Here is a 22,996-nt window from a genome sequence, read left to right on the forward strand (position 1 = left end):
AGTAGAGTGTACTTGACAGGTCAAAACTGTCAACTAACAACTCGCAGTTGTTAGCTGCCAAGTAGATCCTACAGGCCGAGCTATAAAGTAGCAACTACTAGTTTGGAGTTGTTAACTTGGAGTTGATACGTTCAAGCTGCCAACTCCGTGTCTCGTAGCTCCTGCAGGATCCCGCGTCGGACGAACCGCATGGCTTCTTGGTGGTCGGCTCGGCCGTCGCTCGAGCATGGATATGACGGGTACGCCTCGGGACCGCCGTAGTCATCGACGGATCGGAACATGACGACCTGCGTGGTGGGAGTGCGGTCGCGGCCGCGGCGGCCGGCCTTGCGGATGAGGTGGTTCTGCCACCAGGCCCAGAGGTCGCGCTCGTCGGTGTACTGCTGTTCCCGGCGTTGCAGGATCCCGTCGACGCCGAGCTGCTTGGCCGCGTGTGTGCGAAAGTCCTGGAGCCGCCGGCGCCAGCCGGTGGGTGTGACGATGGCGAGGGTCCAACGGCGCATGCGTGCGAGCGCTGCGCGTGCGCGGCCGCGGGGGAGTCCTGCACGGTCAGCGACGACCTCGGGGGCGTTCTCGTCGGTGGTCAGGCTCTCGTAGACACGGCGGGCTGTGGGTCCGAGTCCTGCGCGAGTGAAGACGTCGTGTCGTCCAGCGTCGAGTCGGTCTTCCAAAGCTTCCAGGAGGGTGACTCTCGTGTCGAAGAGGTCGGCCGGGGGGCGGGCGGTCACATCGTGAAGTGGCCCGACATGTAAGGAGGGTGTGGAAAACCGGTCTGTGAGTCGCCAGACGGCGGCGTTGGGGCCGTCTGCCTGGCGTCGGCGGGTGATCCATCCGGCCGCCTGGAGGCGGCGGAGTGAGCGGTCGGCGGTGCTCGAGGGGATCCCGGTGGCGATCGCCACGGACCGGAGTGCGGCGCCGACGTCGCGGGAGCCGGAGCGCAGGGACAGCCAGGCGAGGTGGGTCAGGACGGTGCTGTCGTGCAGGTCCGCCTCGGTGCGGGTCCAGCGGCCGGGGGAGGCGGTGAACGCCTGCAGCATGGCATCGACGATGTCGACGATCCCGGTCAGCTGGGTCAGGTCGCGCTGCTGGCGTTCCTCGGGCGCGTACCGGTACAGCACGGCCCGCTCCTGCGCCTTCGCCCACTGCCGCTCGAGGCGCGCGGCAGCCTCCGCCGCGGTGCGGGGCTCGCGGCCGCCGGTGGGGCGGTTGCGGGTGCGGTAGTGCTCCATGCCGGGTGCGGTCTTCGCGGCGTGCTCGACGTCGGCGAGGGTCCACCCGGACACCGCGGCCGCGAGCAGGCACAGGTAGCCGGTGCGCGACGGGTCGCGGCCGCCGGCAACGGTTCCCATGTGCGCCTCACCCCACGCCGGCAGGGACCGGTGCACCCGGTGGTGGGAGTCGACGGGACCGGTGGGGGAGGAGTCCGCGGGATCCACGGTGGGCCGGAGCTCACGGAACGCGGCCGTGACACGGAGGAGATCGCCGGCGGTGACGATCGGGGTGCGGAGCACGTCGACGTCGTCGGCACCAGCCATCACCTCCGACGCGCCACCGCGTGCGTGTGGAGTCAGGGGCGGGCGGACGGCTCCCGTGCGGTCGTTGCAGAGCAGCCCGTGGTCAAGGGACGGCAGGACAGCGCGCGCGGCGCCGGCGAGCTGCACCATCGTGGCCTTGTCGACGCCTGCGAGGGGCACCCACACGTGGAACCCGCCGGTGGGGCTCGAGCGGCACACCACGTGCGGCACCCGCGCGTCGCGGAGGATCCGCACCAGCACGCCGAGGTCCTCGGCCGCCTGGTCGAAGTCCTCCGGGGTCTTCGCGTCGAGGTCGAACGCGGCGAACCAGAACCGTCCGTCAAGGTCGGTGAGATCGATCGTCCACGGCGTCGACGGGGGAGTACGCCCGGCAGTCGGGAACTTCGACGGGTAGCTGTTCGACCGGATCGTCCCGTCAGCCTCCGCGATCATGCGGTTCACGTACCGACGAGGCGCGATCGAGCGCGTGAGAGCCCAGGCGGTATCCGTTGAGGACACGCGGGCAGATTGATCTGTACCAGGCGCAGCAACGTGCGTTACGATGGCGACACCTCCTCCTCTCGGGGTGGCGGTACGACGAAGGCTCCCGGCTCCAACCGGGCTTCTTCTCTCGGAACCTCACAACCTGACCTGATTGGCGTCCTGTACAGGCAGTGAGACACATGACTTGGGGCCTAGCCCCGGACCCCCGCTTCGGCGGGGGTTTTGTCGTTTAAGCGGCTGTGTGGGCGACCTCCAGCGAGTCGTCAAGGATCGGCAGGGCGCCGTACTCCGCCACGAGCTGGGCACGAAGCCGCTCGAGGTAGAGCGAGACGCTCAGATTCCCGGATGCGCGAGCGGCATCGAGGTAGTCCTGCCCCGTGTCCGGGTGCAGGGCGATATCCGGGCGCGCGGCGTTCACACCGCGGGGAAGACGATTGCGCTTCACACCTGCGTTGGATCCGGTCATACGCACGAGTGTGGTGTTAACGGGTGGCTTATGCGGGGAGGCCGGGACGGTGTGTCGGATACCGCTCGTCAGAAGAGTCCTGGCTGGGCTCGCGGTAGACAGAGCGGTTGGCATGTTCGATAGGTTACCGCAGCGGGCACACCGTAGTGCCGTTTACGGCAGAGACTCGACGAACTGGCGGACGCGCGTCGTGAATCGTTCCGGGTCGCTGTTCCACTCCATGCCGTGCGGGACGGGCTCGAACCGCTCGAGGGTGACCTGGGCCGGGTAAGTCCGCATCAGGTCCTCGGATGCCCCGATCGGGGCGTCCGTGTCGCCCTCGGAGTGCAGGATCAGCACTGGCGCGGTTGTGCCGTCAAGGGACGGGCGAAGGTGGGCGGCGCGGAGCGGCCGGCGCAGGCCGGCAGCCTGTGCGAGACCGGGCACTGTCAGCGCGGTGGTGAACAGCGGTGCGAGGAATCCGGGGATCCCGGAGCGCCGAGCGGCGGCGCCGATGATGGACCGCCAGTCGAGGGCGGGTCCGACGAAGATCAGGCCGGCGATGCGCGACCGCTGCTTCGAGGTGGCGGCGAGGATCAGGTTAATGGTGGCGCCCATCGACCAGCCGACGAGGACGACGTCCTTCGCGCCGTGGTCGACGGCGTACTGGATCGCAGCTTCGACGTCGTGCGCCTCCTCCTGGCCGAGCGTCGCGGGAGGTGCGGCGGCGTCCTCGACGTCGCCGCGGTAGGAGACGACCAAGGAGGTGAGCCCGGCCGACAGTGCGCCGGGCACGCTCCTGAGCGCGGAGGTGCGGGACGAGTGGATGCCGTGGACGTGGATAGCCCAACGAGTGGTCGGCGTGCCGCTCTGGAACAGGTACGCCTTCCGCGGGCCGCTGGGGGCGTGGATCTGCACTTCCTCGTACGGCGCGTCCACCGAAGCAGGATCCGGGTAGACGTACCCGGTCCACAGAACAGCGTCGTCAACGGCCGGGAGGCCCTGACTGGCGTCTACGAGCGCGCGCGTGACCGTTGTCTCGTCCTGGCCCTCGATGTCGCCGACGAGGGCGCTGAGGGCGTCCTGCGCCCCGAAGCGGATGCGGTACTGACCTGGTGCACTCGTGGCGGGGGTGCGCTCGAGTCGGATCTGCTGCACGTCGACGGATCGGACGACGGGGCGTCGTTTCGGCCGAGGGTGAATGGCCCGTCGGCCGCCGACGACGCCCAGCGCTGCGGCGCCCAGGACGAGGCCGGCGCCGATCGCGATACCCGTGGTGAGTGCTGCTGATCCGGTCATTCGTTCCAGGTCCTTCCGGAGGGGTTCAGGGTGGTGCGGGCGATCCAACGCTCGGTCCTGCGGAACCGCCGGCTTTCGGCGCCGGTGAGCTGCAGGGTCTCGTTCATGAGTCGGTTCTGGATCTCGATGGTGAGGCCGTAGGCATGGTCGAGCGGGTCGGGGGCCTGAACCATCCGCTTGATGAGGCTGAGCGAGCTCGGTGTGCCGAGCATCCGTTCGAGCTGCCAGGCGCTGTATCGCCACAGGGTGCGGCTGACGCCGGCGAGCACGTAGCCCACGATGATCGTGATCATTCCGGGGTAGAACAGCAGCTGGAAGGCGAGGAAGAACGCGCTCCCGAGCGGCGTGAGCTCGCCGGCGAAGTGCCCGATGGCCGTGTACACCAGGTCGGCGATCGCCGCGGCGATGACGAGAGAGAACCCGGCGATGAACAGGCGTCCCGCGACGGCGTTCCTACGTGGCAGTGCGGAGAAGAGCGAGCTGAGCGAGATCCACAGCAACCCGATCATGTACAGGCTGATGTAGACCCAGCAGGCGAGGGACGCGAGGTGTTCGTCGATGAACGTCTCTGTTGGCCCTTCCCGATTCGGGATGGCCATGAAGAAGCCGGTGAGGACCGCGGCGATGAGAACGAGGTAGCGGATTTGCCCTGGTTCTCGATCTCCGCTGTAGAGACGGATCGCGTCGCGGAGGTACCAGAAGCCGGCGGTCGCGGTCAGCGCTTCGATGAGGTTCAGGAAGTTCTGCCCACCGACCAAGGGGAGCGCCTGGTCCAGGGTGGTTGCTGGCCAGAGGAGACCAAGGGTTAGGAGGCCAAGAATCGCATAGCCGGACGCCACCCACGCCGGCGGGAGCGGTTGCTGCTCACCAGTGGAGAATCGCCGGCGGAGTGCTCGTGGAGTGCGGCCGATGAAGACCGCGAGCGCGAGCGCGAGCGCGGTCGCGGAGAGCACGACGGGCATCAGAAGATGTCCGCCGCCGCCTCGCTACCAGCGCCACGGAGCCACCTCGCGAGCGCGAAGGCGCCCTGCTCTGCGACGGCCTCTTCAAGTTGCAGCTCGTCGCTGAGATGCCCGTCGGTGACCGACCGGCCTCGGATCGAGATGATGCTGCCGCCGCCGGCGTTCCGGATCGCGTCTGCCGCCTCCGGGCGTGCGGAACAGCCGCTGTGGCGTCCCACGACGTGGATGAACTCGTGCAGGAGCGTGTGGAGCCGCACCGTGGCCGTATCGGCCTTGCGGTACATGATCACGCCGTAGTCGTCATGGTCAATCCAGTAGCCGGTGTGGTGCTGATCCGGGCTGCTGATCGAACTGATGTTGAGGCGCTTGCCGTACAGGGACTCGACGATGCCGAACAAACGGTCAAAGCTGCGGTCATCGTCCGGGAGTGCGAGGCGATCCAAGATCCCCTGCAGCTGCTCGTCGACGGCGACTTCGACCTGGTCGCTCTGACTCACGTACATCTACTCCTCTGCCCGCTTGCTCTCCCGGATCGCGCGCGCGAGTGCGCGGAGGGATGCGGGGCTGGCGCCGGCGACCCCACGTGACGACGCGCCCCTCGCTTCAGTCTGCGCGAACGCCTGCTGCACGTCTAGGCGCGCGTCGATGTCGTCGATGGTGCCGGAGAGCTCGAGCTGCGTCAGGTAGGACTCATCAACGCCGAAGAACGTTGCGATCGCGACGAGCTGTTCAGCGGTGATATCCGAGTGTTCGCCGGCAAGCACGGCCTGCCAACGCTGGAGGGTCAGGTGGGACTCCTGCGCGACGTCGCTAGCGAGCAGGGCGCCCTGGACGTCCAGCTTCGGGAACTGAGCCTGCGCCACTGCGAGCAGCTTGTGCACGCGCTCCGACACGACCTCTTCCGGGCTCTTCACCTTGGGCGTGAGGGAGTCCTGCGCGCGAGACCACAGGTCGCCGACGGTCACACCGCACGCGGTTGCCAGGGCTGACATGTCGTTCGTCGTGAACGGCAGCTCACCGCGGGCCCGGCGGTAGTAGTAGTTCGCCGACAGACCAGAGCGCTTGATGAGGTCTCGGGTGGTCAGTCCCGCGGCAGCTTTGGCGTCCTCGATCGCTCGCGCAATCGCCTGCGAGAACTCGTCCGCGGCGCCTTGGGGTACATCCGGCATCCACCCAGGATAGGGACTCCCACCAGGGAAGTATGTAGTGTGCCGCTAGCGGCACGTACCGCTAGCGGCACAGAGAAGGCCTCGAACGGCTTGCGCCGCTGCCGGCACAGTAGTTTACTGTTAGCGGCACATTCTGCCCCTAAATGGGGGTCCACTGCCCCCGCAGTTCGCGACCTCCGCAGGGGTGGGGGACCCACAACTTATTAAGTTGGAGGGCTCTCTTGGAGACTCAGCACCAGACCAGCGTGCATCACGCCCCCGATCCGGCACACACGCTGTTCCGCTCCGTGGAGGTGGAAGGGGACGCCGCCGGGCTCGCAAAGACCGGGTTGAGAGGCGGGCTGAACCGGATCGGCTTCAAGCTGCCGCCAGGTGCGGCGGAGCAGCAGGCACGCGAGCGCCGCGCGGCGCTCGAGAGCGCGCGGGCGGTGATCCTGCATAGTGCGTTTACCCGCCCGGTGGGGGTGCTGATCGCGAACCCGAAGGGCACGTCCGGGAAGACGCCCGCGACCCTGGGGCTGGCGTCGGCATTCGCGGCGGTGAAGGGCAACGGGATCTGCGCGCTCGAGGTCGCGGATGACTCCGGCACGCTTGCACTGCGTGCGGAGGGTGTTCCGCAGCTCGACCTCGGCGACCTGGTGCGCGACATCACGTCGATCCGATCCTCCGGGCAGCTCGCCGGCTACGCCGTGCAGCAGTCCTCGTTCGTCGACGTGTTCGGCTCCCGGCCGGGGGAGTCCCGTCCCGCGTTGACCGCGGACGACGTCGTGAACGTGTCCCGGGTGATTGACGAGTACTACCGGTTCCGGTTCATGGACTCCGGCAACGTCGTCACGACGGGGCCGTTCCTCGGCGCGATCGACGTCGCGGACGTACTGGTCGTGCCGGTGATGATGGCCCGCGACTCCGGCCTGAAAGCGATCGAGATGCTCGACGGGCTGATCGCGACTGGCGGGCACGCTGCCGAGCTCGCTCGGAACGCCGTGATCCTCCGCATGACGGATGGGCGGCCGGAGAACAGCGTCGACCGGGACGACGTCGTTCGCTACCTCGAGGAGCGCGGCGGTGCACGGCAGTTCGACATCCCGTTCGATGCGCACATCGCAGAGCGGCGGGACATCACCTGGGCGAAGGTGTCCCAGCAGACGCAGGATGCGTTCACGTTCGCGGCCGCGGAGATCGTCCGCGTCGTGCGAGGCGAGGCCCCCAGCACGGCCGTTGCACGGCCGAGCGAAGCAGCACCCACTGCGGCAACGTCGCCGCAGGATGACGAGGACCCCGACGGGGCAGAGTCCGCGCCGAACGCTGACGAGGCGCCTACGCCGGCGCCGGTGTCGGCAGCGGCCGCACCGCGGGCGTCGGTGGTGCCGGCAGTGGCGTCGGATCCGCGTGAGGACTGGGTGACGTGCTCGGAGTGCGGCAAGCAGACCCCGCCCTACACGTACTGCTCGTTCTGCAAGCACCAGTTGACCGACAACGTCAACCTGCAGCGCTTCTACAACCGCGGCCGACGCGCCTCCGGGTACGCCGAGCCCGCGGAAGACCTCCCCGAGCAGCTGCGCGCACTCCCGCCCGTCCCCACCGATGACGACTCCGACGACGACTCCGATTCCGGCTCCGGCCGGGTGTCGGCGTAACCCACGAAAGGACCATCCATGTCTGTTCTGCCCATCCCCACCGCCCCGGTGCCGACGCGCGTCGTCGCAGCGTGCTCGGGGAACAACACGAACCCTTTCTGCGGTGTCACGCCGAACTTCGACTGGCTCGGTGACGGCTTCAACGCTGTCTGGGTGCCGGCCCTTGGCGGTGCGCTCGGGATCGCGCTGATCATCCTGGCGTTCTTCTTCATCAAGGCCCTGCTCGGTCTGCGGAAAGCGCTCGATGCGAAGAAGCCGAACGAGGCCGAGCACGCCCGGAACGTCGCGTTCGGAACCGGGCTGGCGATCGCGGGCGTGATCCTCGCCCCGACCCTGTTCGTCGCGATCACGACCGCCGCGCAGCGAGGCGCCTGATGAGCACCCCCGATCAGCACGAGACGAACACCGGACATCCGAAGCGGGTCAGCGTCCGAAAGGCTGCGCTGATCTTCGCCGCCGCAGTTGTTGCGGCCGCCCTGGTGGTGCTGATCGTCGTGGCATTGCTGCCCCGACCGACGAGCGCTCCCGCCGCGTCCGCCTCTGCGCCGGCGACGACGTCGTCGGCGACGCCGGGTTCGGCGCCGACGGTGGACAGCCTCGGCACCTCAGAACGGCGCACTGTGTCGGGCTGCGTCGCCGGGGTCGAGATCACCGGGAAGGACCTGCTGCAGCTGCGACGGACGAAGGACTTCACCGTCGAGGGCGCCGCGGAGTTCCTCGGCGGGTTCCTACAGGTCACATCCGCGGCCGACCCGGAGTGGCGGTCCGGGATCGAACAGGTCGTGAACATCGCCACCACCGGCGCAGCGCACGACCTGCTGCAGAACCAAGTCTCCGAGGGCACCCCGTACGCGGACGCGCAGCAGCACACCGCCGACCTGTCCAAGGGCGCGTTCAAGGTCGTCGACCTCACCACCCACACGGTGACGATCGACATCGCCGCCGCGACGACCACGGACGGCAAGGCCGACGTGCGGAACGGGCAGACCAACTACACGGGCGGGCAGTTCACCCTCACCGCCACGGACGGCGGCTGGGTCGTGTCGGGGGCGTCCGGTGATGGCGACTGGCGGCAGAACGCCACCCAGACCGGCACCACGTTCACTGGAGGCTGCTGATGGCCTGGTGGCAGGACGCCGGCGCGAACCTCGCGGGCGGGTTGACGGGCATCGTCGCCGGGATCGTCGGCCACGGTGCGAAAGCAGCATCCGACGTGGTGAAAGCGGTCGAGTTCACCAAGGACCCCGCCGGATACATCACGTCGCTGCTGCAGCAGGGCGTGTACGTGGTCGCCACGAAGCTGGTCCCGCCGATGATCGACGCGCTCCACCCGGACTACACGGCGAAGTGGTGGATCTCGTCGTACCGGGTGTCGTTCGGGATGGCGTTCCTCGTCGCCGCGGTGCTGCTGGTGATCTCGTTCGTGCAGACCCAGAAGGGCAAGAACTCCGGCAAGGAGCTCGCCGAGACCCTGTTCGTGGCGCTGCCCGGGTTCGTCATCTCCGCAGCGTTCGGGCCGCTGGTTGGCCAGCTGGTCGGGAAGGTGTTCGTCCAGCTCGAGGACTCGATCGCGTTGTGGTCGGTGTCGTCGTCGACGAAGGACTACTTCACCGGCCTCGGCGACGCCGCCGCGTCCGACAACGCGCAAGCGTTGTGGGGGACCGCGCTGATCTCGCAGATCACCCTCATCGGGTTGCTGCTCGGGATGATCGTGGTGGTGTTCGTGCTGCTGATCCAGCTCGCCACGATGTACCTCACCGGCGCGCTGATGTCGCTGTTCCTGGTGTGGCTGATCAACGCCCGCACCCGGCACCTGGGAAAGATCGGCCCGACGGTGTGGATCGCGTTGAACTTCGCCCACGCCCTGCTGATCCTCCTCGTCGGCATCGTGTTCCGCGCCGTCGGCGGCCTGCAGATGAAGGCAGTGAACGGTGACGCCGGCGACTTCGCCGTGTTCGTCAACCTCGCCCTGCCCGCGGTACTGATCTGCATGATGGTCTTCGCCCCGATGGCGCTGATGAAGATCGCCTCCCCAGCAACCGCCGCAGTCGGCGGCGGCGGGCAGTCCCGCGACGGCGGGCTGAACAGCCCGAACGGGAACTCCGTCCCGCAGATCCCCACCAACGGTGGGGGTCGTGGCGGTGGCGGTGGCGGTGCGGGGCCGCAGAGCCCCAACGACGCTGCGCAGAACGGCAGCGGCAGCGGCAGCGGGTGGACACCGTCCACCCAGCCCGCACAGGCCAGCGGGGGCGGTGGTTCTACGACGATCAACGCCATCGGCGGTAGCGGCGCTGGGGCTGGTGGTGCGGCGAATCAGGCAGCGCAGTCCGGGGGACGGAAGACCGCGCAGGCGGCCGCGCAGAAGGGCGCCACCACCGCAGCGGGCAAGGCCGCGACCGCCGGCACCGCAGCAACCGGTGTCGGGGCGCCCGTCGCCGTCGGCGCGGTCCTCGCCAACGCTGCCCTCAAAGCTGCCGCATCCGCGGTGCGTGCCGGCCACCAGGCCGCTGAGCAGGCCGGCGACGCCGGCTCCCACGACTAACCCGCTCTGACCATCGAAGGAGTGCTCCTGATGCGTACCGCGAAGCGTTACCCGGCGAACCTGCCGGACCCATCCACCGTCACCGCCGGCACCGTCGTCGCGTCCGAGGGCTGGGGTCTGTGGGGTGAAGGGCAGGGGTGGCGGCAGCGCACCGGCCGGTTCACCGGCCCCACCTGGACTGCCGTGTTCCTCGAAACACCGGCGCTCCGTGCAGTGCGGCGGAAGGTGACCGACCTGGTGCTCCTGCTGTCGGTCGGGTACATCGCCGGTGTGTTCGGGTGGACCGCTGCTCGAGCCGGGCAGCAGATGACCACCCTCGACATTCAGCTGATCGCCGGTTCCGTCATGGCCGTGTTCGTGTCGCTGCTCGTTGTCGGGTGGGGGCGGTTCAGCGTCGACGACCCCCGTGGGGTGCCGCAGGCAGGGGCGGTGCGCTGATGCGGACCTCACTGATCGGCGGCGACGTCACCCACCGTGGCCTCTTCGGCGGACGGATCTCCAAGACCCGGCTCTGGACCCTGACCGTCGCACTGGTTGCCGGGTTCGCCGCGGCCGCGTTCTGGCAGCTGTGGGGGCTGATCGCGTTGGCGGTGCTGCCGTTGGTGGCGTGGTTCGTCACGATCGACACCGAGAACAACACCGTCCTGCAGCGGAACATCGACAAACGCTCCTACCGCGACCGTGTGCAGCGTGGTCTGACGACGTTCGTCCCATACGACACGGACGGGTGGGACGCACTCACCGACGCGTGGGCGTCCGCACGCGGTCGGAGGGCCCGCCGTGCGGCGGAGCGGCAGATGCACGCGATGCGGCTCACACCTGACGGGGTCGAGGGGATGCTGTGGCTGCGGGAGCGGAACCGAATGCCCGGCATTCAGTGGCACCGTCCGTCGTTCGGGCAGGAGTACCTCGCCGTGGTGTTCAGCACCACCGGGCAGGTCGAGGGCATCGAATCCGACGCCGTCTTCGACGCCTCCGCCGCCGGCTACGAGCAGGTCCTCGCCCAGTTCGGTGCGGCACTGACGCTGCCGAACCGGGTGCAGACGATCTCCCGGATCCTGCCCTCCGACCCCGCCCCGCACGAGGCGTGGCTCGCCGAGCACGGCGACGACAGGGTCCCGGATGAGATCCACGAGTCCTACCGGGAAGTCGTCGACGACATCTCCGCCGCGCAACTGGTGAACCGGCCCATGTTCGTCGTCTGCTGGCCCGTCACGGACCGGTTCGTCGCCCGCGCCGAACGCGCCGGCGACGGCATCGACGGCTGGCTGGCGGTCATGGACCGGGAAATCCGGTCCGTGACGGCGGCGTTCACGGCGGCCCGGTTCCGGAACGTGCACGCCATGACAGCGCGGCAGACCGCCGCGGTGCTGCGGCACCTGCAGCACCCCGGGTTCCCGATGGACCAGGCCGGAGACATCACCCCGGACCGGGCGTGGCTGCCCTCGCAAGAGGACTGGTCCTACATGACCTACGTCGGCGCCCCCGACGGGCGGCTATCGCAGTCGCTGTCGCGGACGTGCCGGGTGACGGCGAAGGATGTGAAGATCTCGCACCGCACGTCGCTGTGGATGGCGCCGCTGCTCGGCGAGATGGAACACCAGGTCGTCCGCACGATCAGCTTCCACCTCGAGCTGACCCCGCAGGATCACGCCCTGTTCCTCGCAGAGAAGGACCGTGTGTCCGATATGGCGGACGCGAACCGGCGGGCCCGCGGCGGCGGCATCGAAGACACCACCCTTACTGTCGAGCAGGAAGCCGCGAAACGGCGCATCGCCGACCTCACCCCGGGCACCGGGTACGCCGGCGCGAACTGGGTCGGCTACATCACCGTCACCGCGGGGAGTCGTCAGGAGCTCTCCGACGCTGTCGAGGAGATCACCGCCGCAGCATCGAACGCCGGGATCAGCAAGCTGACCTGGCTCGACCCGCACCAGCAGACCGTCGCCGCGTACACGTGGCCCGTCGGCCGTGGCATCGCGTCGTCGAACGCGTCGATCGGGACGCGCGTGGAGAAGCTCGCCGCCGGCAAGGAAGCGAAGGAATCGCTGTGACCCTCGATCAGATCTTCTTCACCGTGTTCGGCGCGGTGTTCTTCCTCGCGTTGGGAACAGCGCTGCTGTCGGCGGTGCGACCGACCATGGGCGCTGCGATCACGTTCCTCACCGCAATCGCACTCAGCATGCCGGCTGCGACCCTGGTGGGGCCGGTGGCGGGGATCTGCGTGTTGGTGCTGCTCCCGTTGGCGGTGCTGTACGGGTGGTCCCGTCGGGCGACGCGACGGCTGCAGCGCCACACCGATGATCAGGAAGCGGCGGAGTCGCTGTGATTGTCATTGGCTGGATCCTCCTCGCCGGGACCGTCGTCCTGATCTTCACCGGCACGGCCCTCTTCGCAGTTGGGTTCTTCACCGGCAACCAGGTCCGCGTGCTCCAAGGGTTCGGCCTCGCGGTCGTCGCCATCGCCGCGCTGGCTATCAGCAACGCCCTCGGTCCGGTCGCCGGCGTGCTGCTGATTGCCGTGACAGCCCTCGCTGCGTGGCTGCTCCGGCGCCGCATCCGGCAGCTCAACACCACCACCCTCGAACAGACAGGACCAACTCGATGAGCGCGACGACGAACAGCCCGAACGAGACGGACGAGCCGTACGAGCCGACTCGTCGTGCTCGGCGCGCAGGGCTGCTGTCCGCGAAGCAGCGGGTCAAGCGGAGCATCCGGTCCGCGCCGGTCGTCGTCGACGACGTCACCGACGAACTCGCCCCCGGGAAGGACGCGCACGGGTTCCCCGTGGCCGCGGACGGCGGATATCAGCCGAAGCGGCGGAAGCTGCTGACCCGGATCGGCTACTACGGCCCGCTGGTGAAGGGTGCGCCGTCGACGACGCGGCAGGTGGAGATCCTCAACCCCGCACCGATCGCGTCGCCGATGGAGTTCCAGGGGCTGCTGTCGGGCATCGAGACGCTGTCGTCGACGCCGGCGACGAACGATCAGTTCGCGGCGTTCCGCGCCGGGAAGGTCACCAGTGCGAACGTGTGCACGATCGGCGATGTCGGGGTGGGGAAGTCGACGCTGATGAAGTGCGACTACGTGCTCCGCCCGTTGGTGTTGAAGGGCCGCCGGGTGGTGGTCATCGACATCAAGCCGTTTACTGGTGACTCCGGGTTCGGCGAGTACACCCCCGTCGCTGCCGCGATCGGGGTCGATCCGATCCGGTTCATCATCGCTGACACGTCCACGTCCGCCGCCCGTGAGGGTGTGACGTTGAACCTGCTCGACAAGCGGCTGCTGCAGACGCAGCTCGTGCCCGGCCCGACCGGCATGGTGCAGATGGTGCAGCAGGCCGCCGCGGTCTTGAACGACAACATCGAGCTGAACCGGTTCGAGAAGAAGGCCGTCCGCGTCGCGGTCCTGCACGCGCTCCGCTCGGCGGAGCAGAAGCGGCGGTCGGCGAACATCCTCGACGTGCTCGAGCACCTCGGGAACATGGACGTCCCCGAGTACGCCGGCCTCAGTTCGTTCGTGAAAGATCACCAGGAGCTCGCCGGCTACGGCGCCCGGATCCTGCTCGAGCGGATCCCGGAAGAGATGCCCGGCCTGTTCGACGGGGACACGTCCTCGTCGGTGGCGCTGGATGACAAGGCGACGTTCTTCGATTTCAGCCAGCTGCCCGAGGACGGGCCCGCCCGGTCGATCGGGATGATGCTCGCCAACGCGTGGACCATCGGCGCGATCCGCACCTCCACGGAGCAGCAGCAGACGAACTTCTGCGTCGACGAAGGCTGGTTCCTTGTCGGCGGTCCCATGGGCGCCGTGATCCGGTCGAACTCCAAGCTGTCCCGCGCGCTGGGGCTGTCGAACGTGGTGAACATTCACCACGTCGCCGACATCCCCACCGATGACCCGGCGATCTCGTTCATCAAGGAAGCCGGCACCCTGCACCTGTTCCGGCAGGCACGGCAGGACGACGCGCAGCAGGCGGCCGCGATCGCGGGCCTGCGCACGGGGGCGTCGGACTACCTGATGACGCTGCCGCAGGGACACCACTTCAAGAAGGTCGGCATCGACGCCGAAACCCGCGTCGCGCACATCCGCTCGAGCCTGGAGAAGAAGATCACCGAGACGAACTACGCGATGGGGATGCTCGAGGACGAGAACGCGCAGCTGCCGAGCCTGGTGGCGGCATGAGCGCCCGGCAGGACCGAGACGTTCCCGCATGGGTGGTCTTCACCGTCGTGTTCGGCGCCGTCGTGATCATCCTCGGCGCCGGGCTTGCTCTCGGCATCGCCCGGCAGACGTCGGTGCCCGCACCGGAACGCGCCGCCGTGACACCGACCACGACAGCGTCGACGGCACCCGTACCACCGTCGGCGCCGTCGGACACGCCGGAGTCGGCGGCCGCCGGCTTCGTGACCGCGTTCACGGATCACCAGGCGCCGGCGGATGCGTGGGAGAAGACGTTCAGCGGCTACCTCACCGAGCAGGCGAAGACCGCCTACGCCGGCACCGACCGGACCCAGGTGCCCGGAATCCGGGTGACAGGAAAGGCGGTCGTCACTGCTGGTGTGTCCGCCGCTCCCGTGCCGGGTAGTGCGGACGATGACGGCGAGTCCGACCCGGTGCCCGCGATCGTCACCGTCCCGACCGACGCCGGTCGGTACACGGTCAACCTGCAGCAGCAGGACGGCCGGTGGCTGGTGGTCTCCGCGCAACTGCCCAGGAGTGGGCAGTGAAGGGCGGGATCCTCGCGGCGATCGCGCTGATCCTCGCCCCGATCCTGCTGATCGTCGGGGGGATCTACTTCGCAGTCGTCGCGTCATCGAACCCGCCCGCCGCGGCCGCAGCCGCATGCGGCACCGCGTCCGGGACGACCGGGACGGTGACCAAGAAGGTGCCGGACAAGGTCGGGCAGTGGGGCCATGACCAGCTGACGGTGGCCGCGCAGCTCATCGCCGCAGCGGAACAGATGCAGGTCAACCAGCAGGCCACCACGATCGTGGTGATGACCGCGATGGGGGAGTCGTCGCTGTCGAACCCGAATCACGGTGACGCGGTCGACAACACCACGATCGGGGTGTTGCAGCAGAACGCCGCCTACGGCACCCGCGACCAGCGCCTCGACATCCCCACCGCGGCGAAGGCGTTCCTGACGAAGCTGCTGCAGGTCGACGGGTGGGAGTCGATGGAGCCGACTCTCGCCGCGCATGCCGTGCAGGGCAACGCCGACCCGTACCACTACGCCGAGTTCTTCTCCCAAGCCCAAGACGTCGTGAGGGCGCTCACCGGGACGGCCACGACGTCGGGCTGCGACGTCTCCGGGGATCAGAAGGAGCTCGCGTCGGTGCTGGCGGCGGCGTGGAAGAAGGGCACCTTCACCGACACGTACCACCCGCAGATGGTGGAGCAGGAGATCCTCCCGATCGTCGACGGCACCACCAAGCCCGGCTGCCAGGTCGACACTCGCATCCTGCAGATCCTCGTCGCCGCCCTCAACCGGTACGGGTCCGTACAGATCTCCGACATGAACCGGCCCTGCGTCGGGATCGGCACGCACTGCACGTCCGGGTCGTTGCACTGCAAGAACCCGGCCGTGGCCGTGGACTTCAATGCCGTCGGCGGGAAGCCGCTCCTCGGCTCGGGCCCGCAGGACATCGAGTTCCTCACCTGGCTCAACACGATCATGCCGAAGGGCTCTCAAGTCGGGCAGGTGCAGTGCCGGCCAAACACGCCGCTGTCGAACTTCCGGCAATTCTCCGACCCGTGCTCGCACCAGCACGTCGACCTCGGCAGCACCACGGAGCAGCTCACCCTGTCCGCTGCGAAGGGGAAGTCCCGCTCATGACGACCACCCAGCCGCACACGGACCCGATCGACCAGGTGCGCCGCGCCGTCGCCGCGTACCAGGCGTCCCGGCAAGCACGGGATGACGCGATCGCGGCCGCCGCGATCGCTGTCGGCCGCGAAGCCGTCGCCGAGGCGTCGGGACTGTCGATGTCCCGCATCCAGCAGCTCGTCACCAACCGCAACCAGGGCGCGTCGACGTCGACGCGGGCCCGCTGACCGAAGGAGAACGCATCATGGCTGTCAAGACGATCTGGCCCGTGGAATACACGTGCGGGCACATCGAGAACCGTGACCTGTCCGACAAGCCTGCCGGGAAGCGGGCAGCGTCCGCGAAGTGGTTCGGTGAGCACCTGGTGTGCGGCCGCTGCTTCAAGCAACAGAACGGCTCCGGCGAATCCGACGCCGACCGCAACGCCCGCCACAAGGAGGAAGCGAAGCAGATCCGTGAGGACGCCAACCGCGACGGCCTGCCGCTGGATCTCGTCGGCACAGAGAAGCAGGTGCCGTGGGCACTGCGGATCCGCGCGGAGCTGATCCGCGGCGCGTACGAGGCGCTCGTCGAGGGCGGGGAGCTCACCGACGCCGACTTCGAGGAGCAAGTCCTCGTGACGGCGCGGCCGCTGGACCGGGCCCGGTGGTGGATCGACAACAAGGACGCCGACGCCGCGGACCTTCCCGAGCTGCTCGCGGATCCCGGCACGATGGACGCCGGCGCATCGACGGAGAACGTCGCATGAGCCACCACACGCATGACACAACCCCAGCAACAGCAGCGATGAGCCCGACGCTGGGGGAGCGGGGCCTGAAGCGATGACCGAGGTGCGGTCAACGCTGGAAACGGTGGCGCTGTTCGCGGTCGTCGTGGCCGCTGCGTACCTCAGCATCCACATCGGCGCCGTGTTCACCCCGACGGGAACGGAATACTCCTGGAACGTCGTGGAGCTGATCGGGCAGTTCATCGACGGCGCGCGCGTGCCCGGTGCGGCCATCCCGATCCTGGCCGTCGTCGCCGCCGCTGTCGTGGCGGCCGCGATCGCCGTCGGACGGCTCGGCCGGATCCGCCGCGAGGAGCGGCAGACCGTCCGCCGGATGGCACCACCGTACGAGTACAAGGCGCTGCTGGAGAAGACGCGCCTTGAGCAGGCCCGGGAGGACCTGCACGAGGATGAACCGGACATCGGCCCGGGTCTGCCGATCGGCGCGGTTGCGACCCGCGGCCGCCACAAGGTGTTCCAGTCGTGGGAGGACGCCGGCGTGCACCTGCACGGCACCCGGCGCGGCAAGACCACGTCCGAGGTCGTCCCGCACTGCGCGGTCGCGCCCGGCGGGGTCATGGTGACCTCGAACAAGCCGGACGGGATCCGCGAGATCCTCGCCGCCCGCCACGGCGCCGGCGAGACCTACGTCCTCGACCCGAACCAGGTGGTGCGCCGCTCGTCGACGCCCGACTTCACGTTCAACCTCCTCACCGACATCCGCACCGACGACGACGCATACGAGCTCGCGGAGATCTTCGAGGCGTCCACACGGAAGGCGTCAGACCGCGGCGGGGACGCGCAGTTCGACGAGTCAGGACGGAAGATGCTCGCCGGCTGCTTCCTCGCCGCCGCGCTCGAGAAGCGGCAACTGCGAGACGTGTACGGGTGGTTGACCCGGGAGAAGGTGACCACCGTCGCCGACATCCTCCGGAGGCACGACGTTGTCGGGCTTGCCGCGACCCTCGACGGGTTCGCCGAGTGGACGGAGAAGACCCGTTCCGGCATGTACGCCACCGCGCAGCGCATGGCCGGCGCCCTGTCGAATGAAGCGATGATGGCGTGGACGGTGCCCACGACGGGAATCCGGCAGTTCGACCCGGCCACGCTCGCTCAGAGCAAGGACACGCTGGTGCTGCTGTCGAAGAAGGGCGGGTCCGCGGCGGCGTTCGTGACCGCGCTTGTCCGGGCGGTGTGCAAGGCCGCCGAGGAGCAGGCCCACGCCAACGGTGGGCGGCTGCGGGTGCCCCTTGTGGTCGAGCTCGACGAGTGCGCGAACGTCGTGAAGTGGCCGGAACTGCCGGAGGTGTACTCGTACTACGGCTCCCTCGGGATCGTGCTGAACGCGTACTTCCAGTCCCCTGCACAGGCGATCACCGCGTACGGGAAGGAAGGGTGGGAAGCGATCTGGTCCGCCGCCCCAATGCGGGTGTTCGGCGGGGGCGTGGTCGACCAGCCGCGGCTGCAGGAGCTCTCCGCGCTGATCGGTGAGTACGAAGAGGTCATCGACAGCGCAACCGGCGCCACCCGGTTGCGTCCGATCCTCACCGCCGGGGCGCTGGGATCGCTGCGGAAGTGGCGGGCCGTCGTCTTCGCCAGCGGCGTCGACCCGATCCTGATTCGAACGAAGCCGTGGTTTCGGAACCTCCGGCTCCGCCGCCGCATCAACGGCGGGAAGAAGGCCCTGAATGTCTGAGATCGAGGCAGTCGACGTGGACGGGGCGGACGACGTCGACACCGGATCGGCGGCGGAGGGCGGGAACCCGTTCCAGTCGATGTTCTACGACTGGGTGCAGGAACGATTCGCCCGGGTGGAAGTCACCGGGTCAGCGCAGCGGGCGACCTGGTGCCCGGAGTGGTGGAAACATCCCGAGGTCGTCGACCGGCTGCAGGCGCTGTGGACCGCACACATCGCCGCGGAGGCGGAGCAGGAGGACGAGAACGGGAACATGGCCGCGCTCTCGGACTGGTGGATCCGGCACTGGGACCCGCACCGTGCCGTGCTATTCGACGCGGCCACCGGGCCCTTCCGGGACTGCAGCATGCAACGCGGACACCTCTACGACGAGGACCGCGGCCAGATCAACGCGATCACACCCGCGAGACCGCCAGAACAGTAGCCACGCATCTCTGACGACGACGGGCGTTGCCTCATGCTGATCACCTAGTCGACGACGGTGGCGACAGTCGGGCTTGGTCAGAGGCGTTTCGACGGTCACGGGTGATCTTCGCTCCGTGTGGTGTCTGGCCGGCTGACAGAATCGTCGGGTGTTGATTCGGACAGCTGTTAGCTCTGAGGTGACGACGTGTGCTCGGCTGCTGGCACGGGCGCTGCAGTCTGACGAAGTTGTGCGTGTGCTGATTCCGGGCCGGAGCCGGCGCGAGGAGCGTCTGGTGTTGTCCTACACGGCCAGCCTTCTCGCGGGTGCCTTCAGGAACGGTCTCGTCGATGTCGTTGAGGACGCCGCCGGGCACGTCATCGGGGTAGCAGTGTGGGAGGCGCCTGGGGCGACGACGTCGCTGTTTAGGCGGCTTCGTTACTTGCCGACGTACGTTCGCGCGATCGGTTTGCGGAACTTGCCAGCGACGACGCGCGCTTCCCGTGTCTACAGCGAGAACCGCCCTCAGACGCCGCACTGGTACCTGGCGGACATCGCGGTGGATCCACGCTCCGCCGGACAGGGGATCGGTTCCAACCTTCTTCAGCACCGGCTCGGATCAATTGATGAAGAGCACGCAGCTGCCTATCTGGAAGCGACAACGCCGGGAAGCCGTCGTCTCTACAAGCGCTTCGGGTTCACCGATCAAGCAAGTATGGGGCTCCTCGCAAGCGGCTACCCATACGCGATGCACCGTCCGGCGACGCAACAGACGACCGGCACGGTCGTTCGGTGAAAACCGGCCAGGGAAGCGGTTGTGTTCCTGCTGAACGCCGTAATCACATCGATCGGGCGAGCCGATGACGCACATCGTTCGTGCAACCTCCGGAGATGCGGAGGCGATTGGCCAGTTCCAGACAACGTGCTGGGAGCAGACGTACCGAGGTGTGATCTCAAATGAGTCGCTCGACGCAACGACCGTTGCAGCGCGTATCCGGCGTTGGGCGAATCGGATCAGATCCTCGTCCCGGAATGTGTTCATGGCTCGCTCGGGGAGTGGGGAACTGCTTGGGGTGGCGAGTACCGCTCGAGCGCTATCAGCGAGCAGCGCTCTTCCCGCGCTGGAGTTGTGCACGATATACGTCGATCAGGGCTCGCACGGGACCGGCATCGCGGACGACCTCTTGTATGCCGCAGTCGGAGCGGAAGACGCTCACCTGCTCGTGTTCTCGTTCAATCAGCGGGCGCAGCGGTTCTACGCCCGGCACGGTTTCTTGCAGAGCGGCCACCGCCAAATCGACCCAGGGACTGGGCTCGAAGAGCAGCAGTGGATCCGCCGTGCGGGTTAGGCCACCGTCATCTGACAACCTTCACGGGCAGCATTCTCGGGCCGGTTCAAATGCGCCCACACCGAGCGTGCTACACCGGTGTGTCAGCGGGTGCGGAGTTCGATGTCGCCGACGGTTGTGGTGAAGCGATACCGGTTTGCTGCGTCCGGGTAGCTGTCGAGGTCGCTGGTGACATCGCCGGCGGTCGTTTCGGTCGTGATCGCGTATCGGCCGGTGGGCAGACGCACGTCCTGATCTCCCGATGTGCTTTCGAGCGATATCGCTGACGGTGCGCGAGACAGATTCAGGGCGGCGTCTCCTTGCGTGCTCTGCATCTTCACTGTGTTGACGGTTCCGACGATGGTGACATCACCCTCCGCGCTCGTCACCGTCACGTCTGCGTAGCTGCCGCGAAGATTAACGTCGGCCGCGGTCGCGGTAACCGTCACCGACGGCTTCGCGTCGGCGGTCGGGAGGCGCAGAGTGAGGTGGGCTCCTTGTCGGACGACGGATAGCTCGGAGAAGCTCCATGCGGGTCCGTCGATAGCAACGGTCAGCTCACCATCCGTGACTTCGTGTGTTTCGCGCAGCTTGGTGTCTCCAGGCACGAACACTAGCTGCGGTTGGTCGATATCGGCGTGCTCCACGACAACGTCTGTCGCTGCCGTCTGCAGTGTCACCCGGTCAAAGTCGCCCTTGATCGAGCTGGTCTGGGATTGGCCCTGCTGGTCGGACGACGCGAGTAGCTGTACGGCGATGAGCGCCAGCAGCGACGCGATGAGTACCGATCCCACTATGAGCAGGAATATGCGAAGGGTGCGCGGGCGTCGCGGGGCCGGGGAGGGCGCGGAGGAGGTGGTCATGGGGTCCTCGATCTGTGGGGTGAAGGCGGATGTGTGTGGAGGTCAGCGGCCGGCGCCGGTGGCTTCGGAGAGGTAGCGGAGCACTGCAAGGACACGCCGATTGCTGGATCCCTCGGTGGGGACGCCGAGCTTGGTGAATACGGCGGAAACGTGCTTCTCGACCGAGCTCTCGGCGATGTGCAGCTCGTTGCCGACAGCGCTGTTTGAGCGGCCCTCGGCCATGAGCTGCAAGACCTGCAGTTCCCGCGGAGATAGGGTCTCCATGCCGTCTGAACGGCGCGACCTGGCGAGGATCTGTGCGATGACTTCAGGGTCGAACACGGTTCCGCCGGCGCCGACTCTTGCGACGTGGCCGAGGAACTCGTCGACCTCGACGACACGGTCCTTGAGTAGGTAGCCGAGTCCCGCGGTGTTGCTCGTGATGAGGTCCGCCGCGTAGCGCTCCTCGACGTACTGCGAAAGCACGAGGACGGCGACGCCCGGGTGCTGCGCGCGGATGAGGACCGCCGCGCGCACCCCCTCGTCGGTGAAGGTGGGAGGCATTCGGACGTCGACGATCGCAAGGTCCGGGGAGGTGACGTTGACGGCGTCGAGCAGCGCGGGTGCCGTGTCAATTGCGGCGGCGACCTCGTGTCCGGCATCGGTGAGGAGTCTGACAAGGCCTGCACGGAGGAGGACAGCGTCCTCGGCGATCACAATGCGCACGGGACCTCCACGGTCACGAGGGTTGGCCCACCGACGGGGCTGTCGGTGGACAGGGTGCCGCCAGCGGCGCGGACGCGGTCGCGCATGCCGCTCAGCCCGCCACCAGGGTGGCCCTCGGAGCCGGCGCCGCCGTGTCCGTCGTCCCACACCACGGTCCGGACGCCGTCTCGCACCTGAGCGACGGTCACCGTGCACTGCGACGCACCGGAGTGCTTGGCCACGTTCGTGAGCGCCTCGGCTACCGCGAAGTACAGCACCGCCTCAATCTCGGGCCGTGGCCGGCCGATGAGCGCGACGTCGACGGTGGTAGGGATGACGTTTCGTGCCGCCACCGCCGAGAGGGCAGCATCAAGCCCCCGGTCAGTGAGGATCGCAGGATGAATGCCCCGTGCGAGCTGCCGCAGCTCCGTGATTGATTCCTTCGCATCGCGGTGCGCCTGGTCGAGGAGCTCCCGCGTGGCCGCGGGGTCGCTGTCGAAACGTGACCGAGCCATACCGAGCGTCATCGCCAGCGCGACAAGTCGGGGCTGCACACCGTCGTGCAGATCGCGCTCTATCCGCTGCCGTTCGGTCGAGGCGGCATCGACGGCGCCCTGTCGAGCGGAAGCGAGGGTATCGATCCGTTCCTGCAGTGCCACGGTTCGGCTCGCGCCGAGGAGCGCGACGGTGAGTAACCGGTCGAGCATGCCAGCGCCTAACACGTACAGCGGCGCCAGGGCGAGAACCACGACACCGGCGACCACCCAGGTTGCGGTGCCGCTTGGCAAGCCCGGCAGGTTCGCGGTGCGAACGATAGCTACGAAGAACGGCACTGCGGCCAGGATGCCGAGGAAGCCGCACCCGAGGACCGCGGACACGAGGTGATGGGTCAGCGCCCGCCACGTCACTGGATCCGCCATGTCAACGAACGCCTGCGCGAACGGTCGGCGCAGACCGGTGACCCGGGTGGTCTTCCGGGTGGGCGGGGTGATCGCCAGATCGAGGAGCGCGACGGCGCGGAGCCGCTCCGACTGCGCGGCACCGCGCGCGACCGCACTGGCGATTACCAGCAGGAGCACACCGACCCCGCCTGCCGGGATCGTCCCGACAGCGGTGACGAACAGTGTCACCAACAGGACGACCCAGATCAGCCCGAGCAACGCGTCGAAGAGGAGGTCCACCGCGGACTTCCAGAGGGCGATCACTTTCTGCACGCCTTCACAGTAGGGGCGACTTCGAGCAACCCTCGACGGTGGTGGCCGCATGACCTGGTGGCGGTTTCCCACCATCCGATGCGCGAAGTCCTGACCCGGGAGCATCGATATCCGGCTACGGCTGGTACCAGCCCTGGGGCA

25 protein-coding genes are annotated in these 22,996 nt (G+C 68.1%); 16 read left to right on the forward strand and 9 right to left on the reverse strand.

The window, feature by feature from the left end:
- Positions 1–131: 131 nt before the first annotated feature.
- From EDF33_RS18205 to EDF33_RS18230, 6 genes are all read right to left on the reverse strand, one after another.
- Positions 132–1,967, reverse strand: coding sequence for a hypothetical protein (locus tag EDF33_RS18205; RefSeq protein WP_132100776.1), 1,836 nt, complete (start codon positions 1,965–1,967; stop codon positions 132–134).
- A gap of 280 nt (positions 1,968–2,247) precedes the next feature.
- Positions 2,248–2,484, reverse strand: coding sequence for a hypothetical protein (locus EDF33_RS18210; protein ID WP_131847242.1), 237 nt, complete (start codon positions 2,482–2,484; stop codon positions 2,248–2,250).
- Between the two features lie 153 nt (positions 2,485–2,637).
- The gene (locus EDF33_RS18215) at positions 2,638–3,762 is read right to left on the reverse strand and encodes an alpha/beta fold hydrolase (RefSeq protein WP_131847244.1); all 1,125 of its coding nucleotides are present in this window, start codon (positions 3,760–3,762) and stop codon (positions 2,638–2,640) included.
- Positions 3,759–4,724, reverse strand: coding sequence for a hypothetical protein (locus EDF33_RS18220; RefSeq protein ID WP_131847246.1), 966 nt, complete (start codon positions 4,722–4,724; stop codon positions 3,759–3,761). The genes EDF33_RS18215 and EDF33_RS18220 overlap by 4 nt, the downstream gene beginning before the upstream one ends.
- Positions 4,724–5,221 carry a hypothetical protein gene (locus tag EDF33_RS18225; RefSeq protein WP_131847248.1) on the reverse strand — a complete coding sequence of 166 codons (498 nt, stop codon included), beginning with the start codon at positions 5,219–5,221 and terminating at the stop codon, positions 4,724–4,726. The genes EDF33_RS18220 and EDF33_RS18225 overlap by 1 nt, the downstream gene beginning before the upstream one ends.
- Before the next feature lie 6 nt (positions 5,222–5,227).
- Positions 5,228–5,893 carry a helix-turn-helix transcriptional regulator gene (locus EDF33_RS18230; protein WP_131847250.1) on the reverse strand — a complete coding sequence of 222 codons (666 nt, stop codon included), beginning with the start codon at positions 5,891–5,893 and terminating at the stop codon, positions 5,228–5,230.
- Between the two features lie 287 nt (positions 5,894–6,180).
- Here EDF33_RS18230 and EDF33_RS18235 point away from each other — a divergent pair, with 287 nt between their 5' ends.
- The 16 genes from EDF33_RS18235 (at position 6,181) to EDF33_RS18310 (ending at position 19,562) form a co-directional block, all read left to right on the forward strand.
- Positions 6,181–7,530, forward strand: a complete 1,350-nt coding sequence (locus EDF33_RS18235) for a hypothetical protein (protein ID WP_131847252.1) — start codon at positions 6,181–6,183, stop codon at positions 7,528–7,530.
- 18 nt (positions 7,531–7,548) lie between these two features.
- Positions 7,549–7,905 (forward strand): hypothetical protein, encoded by a 357-nt coding sequence (locus EDF33_RS18240; protein WP_131847254.1) that lies wholly within the window; start codon positions 7,549–7,551, stop codon positions 7,903–7,905.
- Entirely contained in the window at positions 7,905–8,648 is a 744-nt protein-coding gene (locus tag EDF33_RS18245) for a hypothetical protein (RefSeq protein ID WP_131847256.1), read from the forward strand. The genes EDF33_RS18240 and EDF33_RS18245 overlap by 1 nt, the downstream gene beginning before the upstream one ends.
- Positions 8,648–10,072 (forward strand): hypothetical protein, encoded by a 1,425-nt coding sequence (locus EDF33_RS18250; protein WP_131847258.1) that lies wholly within the window; start codon positions 8,648–8,650, stop codon positions 10,070–10,072. The genes EDF33_RS18245 and EDF33_RS18250 overlap by 1 nt, the downstream gene beginning before the upstream one ends.
- A gap of 30 nt (positions 10,073–10,102) precedes the next feature.
- Entirely contained in the window at positions 10,103–10,510 is a 408-nt protein-coding gene (locus EDF33_RS18255; RefSeq protein WP_131847260.1) for a hypothetical protein, read from the forward strand.
- The gene (locus tag EDF33_RS18260) at positions 10,510–12,126 is read left to right on the forward strand and encodes a hypothetical protein (protein WP_132100777.1); all 1,617 of its coding nucleotides are present in this window, start codon (positions 10,510–10,512) and stop codon (positions 12,124–12,126) included. The genes EDF33_RS18255 and EDF33_RS18260 overlap by 1 nt, the downstream gene beginning before the upstream one ends.
- Positions 12,123–12,401 (forward strand): hypothetical protein, encoded by a 279-nt coding sequence (locus EDF33_RS18265; protein WP_131847264.1) that lies wholly within the window; start codon positions 12,123–12,125, stop codon positions 12,399–12,401. Before EDF33_RS18260 ends, EDF33_RS18265 begins: the two co-directional genes overlap by 4 nt.
- A complete protein-coding gene (locus EDF33_RS18270) occupies positions 12,398–12,679 on the forward strand; it encodes a hypothetical protein (RefSeq protein ID WP_131847266.1) in 282 nt (93 codons plus the stop codon). Before EDF33_RS18265 ends, EDF33_RS18270 begins: the two co-directional genes overlap by 4 nt.
- Positions 12,676–14,256, forward strand: coding sequence for a hypothetical protein (locus EDF33_RS18275; RefSeq protein ID WP_131847268.1), 1,581 nt, complete (start codon positions 12,676–12,678; stop codon positions 14,254–14,256). Before EDF33_RS18270 ends, EDF33_RS18275 begins: the two co-directional genes overlap by 4 nt.
- Positions 14,253–14,801, forward strand: coding sequence for a hypothetical protein (locus tag EDF33_RS18280; RefSeq protein WP_131847270.1), 549 nt, complete (start codon positions 14,253–14,255; stop codon positions 14,799–14,801). Before EDF33_RS18275 ends, EDF33_RS18280 begins: the two co-directional genes overlap by 4 nt.
- Positions 14,798–15,910 (forward strand): hypothetical protein, encoded by a 1,113-nt coding sequence (locus tag EDF33_RS18285; protein ID WP_132100778.1) that lies wholly within the window; start codon positions 14,798–14,800, stop codon positions 15,908–15,910. Before EDF33_RS18280 ends, EDF33_RS18285 begins: the two co-directional genes overlap by 4 nt.
- Complete coding sequence (locus EDF33_RS18290; protein ID WP_131847274.1) at positions 15,907–16,128, forward strand: hypothetical protein; 222 nt, start codon at positions 15,907–15,909, stop codon at positions 16,126–16,128. Before EDF33_RS18285 ends, EDF33_RS18290 begins: the two co-directional genes overlap by 4 nt.
- 17 nt (positions 16,129–16,145) lie before the next feature.
- On the forward strand, positions 16,146–16,649 hold the full coding sequence (locus tag EDF33_RS18295; protein WP_131847276.1) for a hypothetical protein: 504 nt from the start codon (positions 16,146–16,148) through the stop codon (positions 16,647–16,649).
- Positions 16,650–16,752: 103 nt separating this feature from the next.
- Positions 16,753–18,363: a TraM recognition domain-containing protein gene (locus EDF33_RS18300; RefSeq protein WP_165901484.1), complete on the forward strand. Its 1,611-nt coding sequence runs from the start codon at positions 16,753–16,755 to the stop codon at positions 18,361–18,363.
- On the forward strand, positions 18,356–18,787 hold the full coding sequence (locus EDF33_RS18305; protein WP_131847280.1) for a DUF4913 domain-containing protein: 432 nt from the start codon (positions 18,356–18,358) through the stop codon (positions 18,785–18,787). Before EDF33_RS18300 ends, EDF33_RS18305 begins: the two co-directional genes overlap by 8 nt.
- A 274-nt stretch (positions 18,788–19,061) precedes the next feature.
- Positions 19,062–19,562, forward strand: a complete 501-nt coding sequence (locus tag EDF33_RS18310; RefSeq protein ID WP_165901485.1) for a GNAT family N-acetyltransferase — start codon at positions 19,062–19,064, stop codon at positions 19,560–19,562.
- Between the two features lie 636 nt (positions 19,563–20,198).
- Here EDF33_RS18310 and EDF33_RS18320 read toward each other — a convergent pair.
- The 3 genes from EDF33_RS18320 to EDF33_RS18330 are packed head-to-tail and all read right to left on the reverse strand — an operon-like array spanning position 20,199 to position 22,855.
- Positions 20,199–20,957 carry a DUF4097 family beta strand repeat-containing protein gene (locus EDF33_RS18320; protein WP_131847286.1) on the reverse strand — a complete coding sequence of 253 codons (759 nt, stop codon included), beginning with the start codon at positions 20,955–20,957 and terminating at the stop codon, positions 20,199–20,201.
- A 42-nt stretch (positions 20,958–20,999) separates the two neighbouring features.
- Positions 21,000–21,662 carry a response regulator transcription factor gene (locus EDF33_RS18325; protein ID WP_131847288.1) on the reverse strand — a complete coding sequence of 221 codons (663 nt, stop codon included), beginning with the start codon at positions 21,660–21,662 and terminating at the stop codon, positions 21,000–21,002.
- On the reverse strand, positions 21,650–22,855 hold the full coding sequence (locus EDF33_RS18330; RefSeq protein ID WP_165901486.1) for a sensor histidine kinase: 1,206 nt from the start codon (positions 22,853–22,855) through the stop codon (positions 21,650–21,652). Before EDF33_RS18330 ends, EDF33_RS18325 begins: the two co-directional genes overlap by 13 nt.
- Positions 22,856–22,996 lie beyond the last annotated feature (141 nt).

This window comes from Curtobacterium sp. PhB146 (genome assembly GCF_004342995.1).
In the GTDB taxonomy this organism is placed as follows: Bacteria; Actinomycetota; Actinomycetes; order Actinomycetales; family Microbacteriaceae; genus Curtobacterium.

Coding starts and splice junctions, on each gene's coding strand:
- EDF33_RS18215 (WP_131847244.1), bottom strand. CDS start 3,762: ATGACCGGATCAGCAGCACTCACCACGGGTATCGCGATCGGCGCCGGC.
- EDF33_RS18210 (WP_131847242.1), bottom strand. CDS start 2,484: ATGACCGGATCCAACGCAGGTGTGAAGCGCAATCGTCTTCCCCGCGGT.
- EDF33_RS18280 (WP_131847270.1), top strand. CDS start 14,253: ATGAGCGCCCGGCAGGACCGAGACGTTCCCGCATGGGTGGTCTTCACC.
- EDF33_RS18260 (WP_132100777.1), top strand. CDS start 10,510: ATGCGGACCTCACTGATCGGCGGCGACGTCACCCACCGTGGCCTCTTC.
- EDF33_RS18240 (WP_131847254.1), top strand. CDS start 7,549: ATGTCTGTTCTGCCCATCCCCACCGCCCCGGTGCCGACGCGCGTCGTC.
- EDF33_RS18205 (WP_132100776.1), bottom strand. CDS start 1,967: ATGATCGCGGAGGCTGACGGGACGATCCGGTCGAACAGCTACCCGTCG.
- EDF33_RS18305 (WP_131847280.1), top strand. CDS start 18,356: ATGTCTGAGATCGAGGCAGTCGACGTGGACGGGGCGGACGACGTCGAC.
- EDF33_RS18250 (WP_131847258.1), top strand. CDS start 8,648: ATGGCCTGGTGGCAGGACGCCGGCGCGAACCTCGCGGGCGGGTTGACG.
- EDF33_RS18275 (WP_131847268.1), top strand. CDS start 12,676: ATGAGCGCGACGACGAACAGCCCGAACGAGACGGACGAGCCGTACGAG.
- EDF33_RS18290 (WP_131847274.1), top strand. CDS start 15,907: ATGACGACCACCCAGCCGCACACGGACCCGATCGACCAGGTGCGCCGC.
- EDF33_RS18320 (WP_131847286.1), bottom strand. CDS start 20,957: ATGACCACCTCCTCCGCGCCCTCCCCGGCCCCGCGACGCCCGCGCACC.
- EDF33_RS18255 (WP_131847260.1), top strand. CDS start 10,103: ATGCGTACCGCGAAGCGTTACCCGGCGAACCTGCCGGACCCATCCACC.
- EDF33_RS18230 (WP_131847250.1), bottom strand. CDS start 5,893: ATGCCGGATGTACCCCAAGGCGCCGCGGACGAGTTCTCGCAGGCGATT.
- EDF33_RS18295 (WP_131847276.1), top strand. CDS start 16,146: ATGGCTGTCAAGACGATCTGGCCCGTGGAATACACGTGCGGGCACATC.
- EDF33_RS18245 (WP_131847256.1), top strand. CDS start 7,905: ATGAGCACCCCCGATCAGCACGAGACGAACACCGGACATCCGAAGCGG.
- EDF33_RS18220 (WP_131847246.1), bottom strand. CDS start 4,724: ATGCCCGTCGTGCTCTCCGCGACCGCGCTCGCGCTCGCGCTCGCGGTC.